7 protein-coding genes and 2 tRNA genes are annotated in these 8787 nt (G+C 69.8%); 8 read left to right on the top strand and 1 reads right to left on the bottom strand.

Annotated features, from left to right (window positions below; all coding sequences use genetic code 11):
• Positions 1-275: 275 nt before the first annotated feature.
• The 3 genes from rplU (at position 276) to cgtA (ending at position 2026) form a co-directional block, all read left to right on the top strand.
• On the top strand, positions 276-590 hold the full coding sequence (gene rplU / locus VMR06_RS01385) for a 50S ribosomal protein L21 (RefSeq protein ID WP_325372212.1): 315 nt from the start codon (positions 276-278) through the stop codon (positions 588-590).
• 18 nt (positions 591-608) lie between these two features.
• The gene (rpmA, locus tag VMR06_RS01380; protein ID WP_325372208.1) at positions 609-869 is read left to right on the top strand and encodes a 50S ribosomal protein L27; all 261 of its coding nucleotides are present in this window, start codon (positions 609-611) and stop codon (positions 867-869) included.
• A 119-nt stretch (positions 870-988) separates the two neighbouring features.
• A complete protein-coding gene (gene cgtA, locus VMR06_RS01375; protein WP_325372206.1) occupies positions 989-2026 on the top strand; it encodes an Obg family GTPase CgtA in 1038 nt (345 codons plus the stop codon).
• Between the two features lie 239 nt (positions 2027-2265).
• Here cgtA and rpsT read toward each other — a convergent pair whose 3' ends face one another.
• Positions 2266-2529, bottom strand: a complete 264-nt coding sequence (gene rpsT / locus VMR06_RS01370; RefSeq protein WP_325372204.1) for a 30S ribosomal protein S20 — start codon at positions 2527-2529, stop codon at positions 2266-2268.
• Positions 2530-2763: 234 nt separating this feature from the next.
• On the opposite strand from rpsT, the gene murJ reads away from it, so the two are divergent.
• The 5 genes from murJ (at position 2764) to VMR06_RS01345 (ending at position 8548) form a co-directional block, all read left to right on the top strand.
• On the top strand, positions 2764-4374 hold the full coding sequence (murJ, locus tag VMR06_RS01365) for a murein biosynthesis integral membrane protein MurJ (protein ID WP_325372202.1): 1611 nt from the start codon (positions 2764-2766) through the stop codon (positions 4372-4374).
• Positions 4375-4448: 74 nt separating this feature from the next.
• Positions 4449-5411, top strand: a complete 963-nt coding sequence (locus VMR06_RS01360; RefSeq protein ID WP_325372200.1) for a bifunctional riboflavin kinase/FAD synthetase — start codon at positions 4449-4451, stop codon at positions 5409-5411.
• Positions 5408-8293: an isoleucine--tRNA ligase gene (gene ileS, locus VMR06_RS01355; RefSeq protein ID WP_325372198.1), complete on the top strand. Its 2886-nt coding sequence runs from the start codon at positions 5408-5410 to the stop codon at positions 8291-8293. The genes VMR06_RS01360 and ileS overlap by 4 nt, the downstream gene beginning before the upstream one ends.
• A gap of 102 nt (positions 8294-8395) precedes the next feature.
• Positions 8396-8471: transfer RNA gene (locus VMR06_RS01350), tRNA-Thr, on the top strand.
• Positions 8472-8473: 2 nt separating this feature from the next.
• A tRNA-Val gene (locus VMR06_RS01345) sits at positions 8474-8548 on the top strand.
• Positions 8549-8787: the final 239 nt, after the last annotated feature.

Below are 8787 nucleotides of genomic sequence, written 5' to 3'. Positions count from 1 at the left end.
GGTGCGCGCACCGCGGATGCGGATGGTGTCCATGGACGGCTCGGGGGAGAGGCGAACTGGGCACTATAGCGTGCACGCGCGGCGCGCGAACCCCGTGACGGCATGGGCGATATCAAGGGGGCGGCGCCCCGGGCGCGACAGCCGTTCAGGCCCGGGTCGCACCCGTTCGCGGCTTGACCCGGCCGCGACCGGTCCGCTATAGTCGGCGGCCGATTGTCCGGTGCCTGCAGGCGCCGGCGGGCAGATTTCAGAATAACTACAGAGGCATTGCCAGCATGTACGCAGTCATCGTGACCGGCGGTAAGCAATACCGCGTGGCGCAGGGCGAGATCCTGCGCGTCGAGAAGCTCACCGGCGACGTCGACAGCAGCTTCGAGTTCGACCAGGTGCTCCTGGTCGGCCAGGGCGAGTCGATCACCATCGGCGCCCCGCTGATCAGCGGCGCCAAGGTCGCGGCCAAGATCCGTTCGCACGGCCGGGCCGACAAGATCCGCATCGTCAAATTCCGCCGCCGCAAGCACCATCGCAAGGAGATGGGCCACCGGCAGCATTACACCGAAATCGAAATCACCGGCATCACCGGCGTCTGATCCGAGGAGCGTCTAGTCATGGCACACAAGAAAGCTGGCGGCTCTACCCGCAACGGCCGCGATTCCAACCCGAAGTACCTCGGCGTCAAGATCTACGGCGGCCAGGCCGTCAACGCCGGCAACATCATCATTCGTCAGCGCGGCACCAAGTTCCACCCGGGTTCGGGCGTGGGCCTGGGCCGTGACCACACGCTGTTCGCCCTGGTCGACGGCGTCGTCGAGTTCAAGGTCAAGGGCGCCGAGAAGCGCAAGACGGTCAACGTCGTTCCGGCCGCCTGAAGCGCCGGACGCGGCCCTGACGGGGCAGCGCGATTCGCCAAGCCCCGCTCCGGCGGGGCTTTTCGTTTCCGCCTTCCGGCTGTCCCGCCCTTCCGCCCCACTTTCTGCAACGGTGTTCCATGCATTTCGTCGATGAAGCCACGATCCGCGTCATTGCCGGCAACGGCGGCAATGGCTGCGTCAGCTTCCGCCGCGAGAAGTTCATCCCGTTCGGCGGTCCCGATGGCGGCGACGGCGGCAGCGGCGGCAACGTCCATCTGGTCGCCGACGAAGGCCTCAACACCCTGGTCGACTTCCGCCACGAACGCCTGCATCGCGCGCAGCGCGGCGAGAACGGCATGAGCCGGCAGATGAACGGCAAGGCCGGCGCCGACATCACGATCCGCGTACCGGTCGGCACCGTCGTCTACAACGTCGCAACCGACGAGGAAATCGGCGATCTGACCCGCCACGGCCAGCGCCTGCTGGTTGCGCGCGGCGGCGTCGGCGGCATCGGCAACGTGCATTTCAAGAGCTCGGTCAACCGTGCACCGCGCCGTGCGACGCCGGGCTCCGAGGGCGAGGATCGCGAGCTGCGGCTCGAGCTCAAGGTGCTGGCCGACGTCGGCCTGCTCGGCTTCCCGAACGCCGGCAAGTCGACCTTCATCCGCGCCGTCTCGGCGGCGACGCCGCGCGTGGCCGACTATCCGTTCACGACGCTGCAGCCGCATCTGGGCGTCGTGCGCATCGACACCGATCAGAGCTTCGTGATCGCCGACATTCCCGGCCTGATCGAGGGCGCGGCCGATGGCGCCGGCCTCGGCGTGCAGTTCCTCAAGCACGTCTCGCGCACGCGCCTGCTGCTGCATCTGGTCGACATCGCGCCGCTCGACGGCGTCACCGACCCGGTCGAGCAGGTCCGCGCGATCGAGCGCGAGCTCGCGCAGTTCGACCCGGCCCTGCTCGAACGGCCACGCTGGCTGGTGCTCAACAAGGCCGACCTGCTGCCGGAAGACGAGCGAGAGCGCACCGCCAAGGCGATCGTGCGCCGCCTGAAGTGGAAGCAGCCGTGGTTCGTCGTGTCGGCGATCGGGCGCGAGGGCACCTGGCCGATCTGCCTGGAAATCCAGCGCCATTTCGACGAGCAGCGCCGCGACGCAGCCGACGCCGAACGCTGACGGCCGGCGCGGTGGCTCCGGACGCCCTCGCGACCGGCCGCCCCTACCCTGCCCCAAGCGGCTCGTCGATCGGCGCAGGCGGCCGCGGCCCGATCTGATGCCCATGCGGCGCTGCGATCTGCGCTCCGGCAGCGCCGATTACCGGCTGCGCCCGCGCCCGACCGGCCGGTGTCGATCCAGACCGCCAAAGAAAAAGCCGGCTGCGAGCCGGCTTTTTCTCGTACCGCGGTCCGCCGGGCTCAGCCGAGCGCGCGGATGTGCGCGGTCAGGCGGCTCTTGTGACGGGCGGCCTTGTTCTGATGGATCAGGCCACGGGCCGCGTAGCGGTCCATGATCGGCTCGGCGGCGCGGAACGCGGCTTCGGCGCCGGCCTTGTCCTTCGCGTCGAGGGCCTTGACGACTTTCTTGATCGCCGTACGCACCATGGAACGGGCGCTGGCGTTGCGCTGACGCGCCTGCTCGGACTGACGCGCACGCTTCTTGGCGGACTTGATGTTGGCCACTGGTTACTCCAGAAATCGGGGCTGAAAGCAGAAATTGGGGCTAAAAAGGCGGGGGATTATGCGGCCTGGACGCCGATCGGTCAAGCCGAAACTCGGGGCGCGGCCGCCGGGGGATTGGGCGCCTGCCGCCAAAAGACCGATACTACGCGCCCTTTCGCCCCGGGTCGCCCGCCGATCGCCCGGATTCGTTCCGACGCTGTGCGGCGCCCCGCCTTTTCTCACACCTCCCGATCGATGCCCGCCGCTCCCAGCCTGCTCCGCTCGATGCTCAGTTTCAGCGGCGGCACCTTCGTCTCGCGCCTGCTCGGCCTGGTCCGCGAGATGGTCATCGCCTGGACCTTCGGCGCCAACGCAACCACCGACGCGTTCTGGGTCGCGTTCCGGATCCCCAACTTCATGCGCCGGCTGTTCGCCGAGGGCTCGTTCGCGGCGGCCTTCGTGCCGGTGCTGACCGAGGTCAAGGAGCGTGGCAGCGCCGAGGCGCTGCGCCAGTTGATCGCGCGCGCGGCCGGCACGCTCGGCGGCATCCTGCTGGTCGTGACCGCGCTCGGCATCGTCTTCGCCGATGGCGTCACGCATGTGTTCGCGCCTGGCTCGATCGACGATCCGGCCAAGCTCGCGCTGACCTCGGACCTGCTGCGGCTGACGTTTCCGTACCTGCTGTTCATCTCGCTGACGGCGCTGGCCGGCAGCGTGCTCAACAGCTTCCATCGCTTCGCGCTGCCGGCGCTGACGCCGGTGATCTTCAATCTGTGCATGATCGCCGGCGCGCTGTGGCTGGCGCCGCGGATGGACGTGCCGATCATGGCGCTGGGCTGGGCGATCCTGGCCGCCGGCGTCTTCCAGCTGCTGTTCCAGCTGCCGGCGCTGCGCCATCTGAACCTGCTGACGCTGCCGCGCTGGGGCTGGCGCCACCCTGACGTGCAGCGCATCCTCAAGCTGATGGTGCCGACGCTGTTCGGCTCGTCGGTCGCCCAGGTCAACCTGCTGCTCGACACGCTGATCGCCTCGTTCCTGATCACCGGGTCGCAGACTTGGCTGGCGCAGACCGACCGCCTGCTCGAATTTCCGCTCGGCCTGTTCGGCGTTGCGCTCGGCACGGTGATCCTGCCCTCGCTGTCGCGCCATCACGTCGGCGCCGATCCGGACGGCTATTCGCGCGCGCTCGACTGGGGCCTGCGCACGGCGCTGCTGATCGCCATGCCGGCGATGCTCGGCCTGGTGCTGCTGGCCGAGCCGATCGTCTCGACGCTGTTCCAGCATGGCCGCTTCGACGCGCACGACGTCCGCATGGCGGCGCTGTCGCTGTCGGCGCTGAGCTTCGGCCTGCCGGCGTTCGTGCTGGTCAAGGTGCTGGCGCCGGCGTTCTACGCGCGGCAGGACACACGCACGCCGGTGCGCGCCGGCATCGCCGCGATGGTCGCCAGCATGCTGCTCAACGGTGTCTTCGTCGGCTTGCTGCTGGTGCTGTGGCACCGCCCGGAGGACGTCGCCGACGGCTGGTTCGCCGCGCTCGACCGCATACCGGGCCTGCACGTCGGACTCGCGCTGGCCAGCGCATTGGCGAGCTACCTCAACCTCGCCCTGCTGTGGCGCGCGCTGCGTCGCGAAGGCATCTACCGGCGCGCACCGGGCTGGGGCCGGCATCTGCTGCGGCTGACGCTGGCCTGTGCGGCGATGGTCGCGGTACTGCTGGCCGGCCTCGCGCTGTGGCACGACTGGACGCAGTGGTCGGCGGCCACGCGCCTGACGCGCCTGCTGGCGCTGATCGGCGCGGCCGGCGCCGCGTTCGTGGTGACGCTGCTCGCGCTCGGTCTGCGCCTGCGCGATCTGCGCGGGCACTGACGCCGCGCCCGGAAGAGCGCGGCGCGGACGCACGCTCAGCGACGGCGATGCAGGCGCCTCGCTATAATCGCCCGATGATCCAGGTATTCGACGGTGCCGCGGGGCCAAGTCTCGCCCCAGGCGGCAGTGTGGCGTGCGTCGGCGCGTTCGACGGCGTCCATCGCGGGCATCGCGCCCTGCTCGACCGCGTGCGCGCCCGCGCCGACGCGCGCGGCCTGCCGGCCGTCGTGGTCAGCTTCGAGCCGATTCCGCGCGAGTTCTTCGCACGCGGCGGGCCGCTGCTGCGGCTGTCGGACCGGCACGACAAGATCGAGCAGTTCGACGCCGCCGGCATCGACCGCGTGCTGCTGCTCGGCTTCGACGCCGAACTGGCCGGCTGGGACGCGCAGACCTTCATCGACCGCATCCTGGTCGCGCGGCTCGAGGCGCGCGAGGTGTTCGTCGGCGCCGACTTCCGTTTCGGCCGCGACCGCCAGGGCGACGTCGCCGTACTGCGCGAGGCCGGCGCGCGTGCCGGCTTCTCGGTCGACGTGTTCCCGGAGTTCGCGCTCGACGGCGAGCGCGTGCGTTCCAGCCGCATCCGCGAGCAGCTCGCGGCCGGCGACTTCGACGGCGCGGCGCAGCTGCTCGGCCGCCGCTTTCGCATCGGCGGCACGGTGATCCACGGCCAGCAGCTCGGCCGGCGCCTGGGCTATCCGACCGCGAACATCGCACTCGGCACGCGCGTCCCGCCAGTCGGCGGCATCTTCGCGGTGCGCGTGCACGGCCTCGACGGCGGCCCGCATCCGGGCGTCGCCAGTCTCGGCGTGCGTCCGACCGTCGACGGCAGCGGCGCGCCGCTGCTCGAGGCGCATCTGTTCGACTTCGACGGCGACCTCTACGGCCGCCGCCTCGACGTGGAGTTCGTCGCCAAGCTGCGCGACGAGGAAAAATTCGCCGATCTCGACGCGCTGGTCCGGCAGATGGACCGGGACGCGGCCGAGGCGCGCACGATTCTGGGCATGCCACAGGCCGCGAAGGCCGGAGCGACTGCGTGAGCAAGGATTACAAGAACACCATCAACCTGCCCAAGACCGACTTCGCGATGAAGGCCGATCTGGCCAGGCGCGAGCCGGCGATGCTGGCCGACTGGTACGCGAAAGAACGCTACCAGACGATCCAGCGCCACACCGCCGGCCGCGCGCGCGCGTTCATCCTGCACGACGGTCCGCCGTACGCGAACGGCGTGATCCACATCGGTCACGCGGTCAACAAGGTGCTCAAGGACATCGTCGTCAAGTCCAAGCTGCTGGCCGGCTTCCGTTCGCCGTACGTGCCGGGCTGGGACTGCCACGGCCTGCCGATCGAGATCGCGGTCGAAAAGGAGGTCGGCAAGGTCGGCCAGAAGGTCGACGCGGCGACGTTCCGCGAGAAGTGCCGCGAGTACGCGGCCAGGCAGATCGACCTGCAGCGCGCCGACTTCAAGCGCCTGGGCATCCTCGGCGACTGGGACCATCCGTATCGCACGATGGACGCGCGCTTCGAGGCCGATATGCTGCGCGCGCTGGCGCGCATCTACGCCAACGGCCACGTCACGCGCGGCTTCAAGCCGGTGCACTGGTGCTTCGACTGCGGCTCGGCACTGGCCGAGGCCGAGATCGAGTACGCCGACAAGATCTCGCCGGCGATCGACGTCGCCTACGACGCGATCGATCCGCAAGCGCTCGCGAAACGGTTCGGCGTGACGGTAGACGATGCGACCATCGTCGCCGTGCCGATCTGGACCACGACGCCGTGGACGCTGCCGGCCAGCCTGGCCGTTTCGCTCGGTCCCGAGCTCGAGTACGTGCTGGTCGAGGGGCCGGCGCGCGACGGCAGGCGCGTGCTGCTGGTGATCGCCGCCGCGCTCGCCGACAAGGCGCTGACGCGCTATGGAATCGAGCACGCCGTGCCGCTGGCCGGCAGCCGGCCGGCGCCCGGCGCCGCGCTCGAGCACGTCGAGCTGCAGCATCCGTTCTACGAGCGCCGCGTGCCGATCCTGGTCGGCGCCCACGTCAGCGCCGAGGATGGCACCGGCGCGGTCCATACAGCGCCCGGCCACGGCGTCGAGGACTTCACAGTCGGCCAGGCCTACGGCCTGATCGACCGCTACACCGCGTCGGAACTCAACCCGGTCGGCGGCAACGGCGTCTACCTGCCCGGCACGCCGCTGTTCGAGGGCCAGTTCATCTGGAAGGCGAACGACGCGATCGTCGAACTGCTGCGCGGCAACGGCCACCTGCTCGCGTTCGCGAAGTTCGAGCACAGCTATCCGCACTGCTGGCGCCACAAGACGCCGGTCGCGTTCCGCGCGACGCCGCAGTGGTTCATCAGCATGGAGAAGGAAGGCCTGCGCGCGACCGCGCTGGAGGCGATCAAGGCGGTGCGCTGGATCCCGTCCTGGGGCGAGGAGCGCATCACCGGCATGATCGCCGGCCGCCCCGACTGGTGCATCTCGCGCCAGCGCACCTGGGGCGTGCCGATCGCCCTGTTCGTCGACAGGACCACCCAGCTGCCGCATCCGCGCAGCGTCGAGCTGTTCGAGCAGGTCGCGCAGCGCGTCGAGCGCGACGGCATCGACGCCTGGGCCGCGCTCGATCCGAGCGACCTGCTCGGCGCCGATGCCGAGCGCTACGAGAAGGTCGGCGACGTGCTCGACGTCTGGTTCGACTCGGGCGTGACGCACTACGCCGTGCTCGACCAGCGGCCCGAGCTCGCACACGGCCCGGACGACCGCATCATGTACCTGGAAGGTTCGGACCAGCATCGCGGCTGGTTCCATTCCTCGCTGCTGACCGCCTCGGCGATGCACGGCCGCGCGCCGTACCACGAGGTGCTGACGCACGGCTTCACGGTCGACCAGCAGGGCCGCAAGATGTCCAAGTCGCTCGGCAACGTCGTCGCGCCGCAGAAGGTCGTCGACACGCTCGGCGCCGACGTGCTGCGCCTGTGGGTCGCCTCGACCGACTACCGCAACGAGATCGCGGTCTCCGACGAGATCTTGAAGCGCGTCTCCGACGCGTATCGGCGCATCCGCAACACCGCGCGCTTCCTGCTCGGCAACCTCGACGGCTTCGGTCCGGCGCGGCATCTGCTGCCGGTCGATCGTTGCCTGCTGCTCGACCAGTGGGCCGTGCAGCAGGCGCACGACGTGCAGACCGCGGTCATGGCCGCCTACGAGCGCTACGACTTCCCGGAGATCGTGCAGCGCGTGCAGAACTTCTGCACCAACGAGATGGGCTCGCTGTACCTGGACATCACCAAGGACCGGCTCTACACGATGCCGACCGACAGCCACGGCCGGCGCAGCGCGCAGAGCGCGATGCTCCACATCCTCGAGGCGCTGGTGCGCTGGCTGGCGCCGCTGACCAGCTTCACCGCCGAGGAGATCTGGCAGCATCTGCCGGCGCGCGCCGACGGCGAGCCGCGCGGCGAATCGGTGCTGCTGGAGACCTGGTACGACGGCCTCGCCGCGACTCAGGGCTCGGCCGAGCGCCGCGCATACTGGAGCGACCTGCTGGCGATCCGCGCAGCGGTGTCGAAGGTGCTCGAGGGCATGCGCGCGGCCGGCACGATCGGCGCCTCGCTGCAGGCCGAAGTCACGCTGCACCTGGACGCCGCGGCGCGGGCGCGCTACGCCGACACGGCCGACGAACTGCGCTTCTTCTTCATCACCTCGTCGCTGACGCTGGCCGATCTCGACACGCGTCCGGCCGATGCGGTCCGTGCCGAGGTCGACGGCATCGAGGTCTGGATCGCCGCGCGCGCGAGCGAGGCCGCCAAGTGCGTGCGCTGCTGGCACTACCGGCCGGAGGTCGGCACGTTCGCCGACGACCCGGAGCTGTGCGGGCGCTGCGTCGACAACGTGGAAGGTCAGGGCGAGGCGCGTCGCTGGTTCTGAGCGCGCCATGCGGTCCCTGGCAGCGCCGCCGGGGACCGCCTGCAGCGCATACAAACCTGTTGTCCGCCGCAGACGGAGTGACTATACTTCGCGGCCCCTCGAGCCGGAGTAGCTCAGTTGGTAGAGCAACGCATTCGTAATGCGTGGGTCGGGGGTTCGATTCCCTTCTCCGGCACCATTGGGCGGTTAGCTCAGCGGTAGAGCACTGCCTTCACACGGCAGGTGTCGCAGGTTCGATCCCTGCACCGCCCACCACCTCGAGGAAAACCGATGCCCCTGAAGCGCCTCCGGCGTTTCGGGGGTTTTCGTTTCCGGCTTCCGCCTGGGCTGAGGCCGTCCCGCGCTATGCAGCCGATGCGTACGTCGAATCGCATTGCCATGCCGCGATCCGCGGCGTTCTACTCCTCGCCTGCGCCGCGTGTGACGTCTCCGGCCGTCGCCTTCCCACGGACAGGCTCGTCGACCGCACCGCATGCACGATGTCGAGCAGCGGT

Source organism: Dokdonella sp. (genome assembly GCF_035511235.1).
Classification (GTDB): domain Bacteria; phylum Pseudomonadota; class Gammaproteobacteria; order Xanthomonadales; family Rhodanobacteraceae; genus Dokdonella.
The sequence above is the reverse complement of the archived record's forward strand: the minus strand, read 5'-3'. Positions and strand labels throughout refer to the sequence as shown.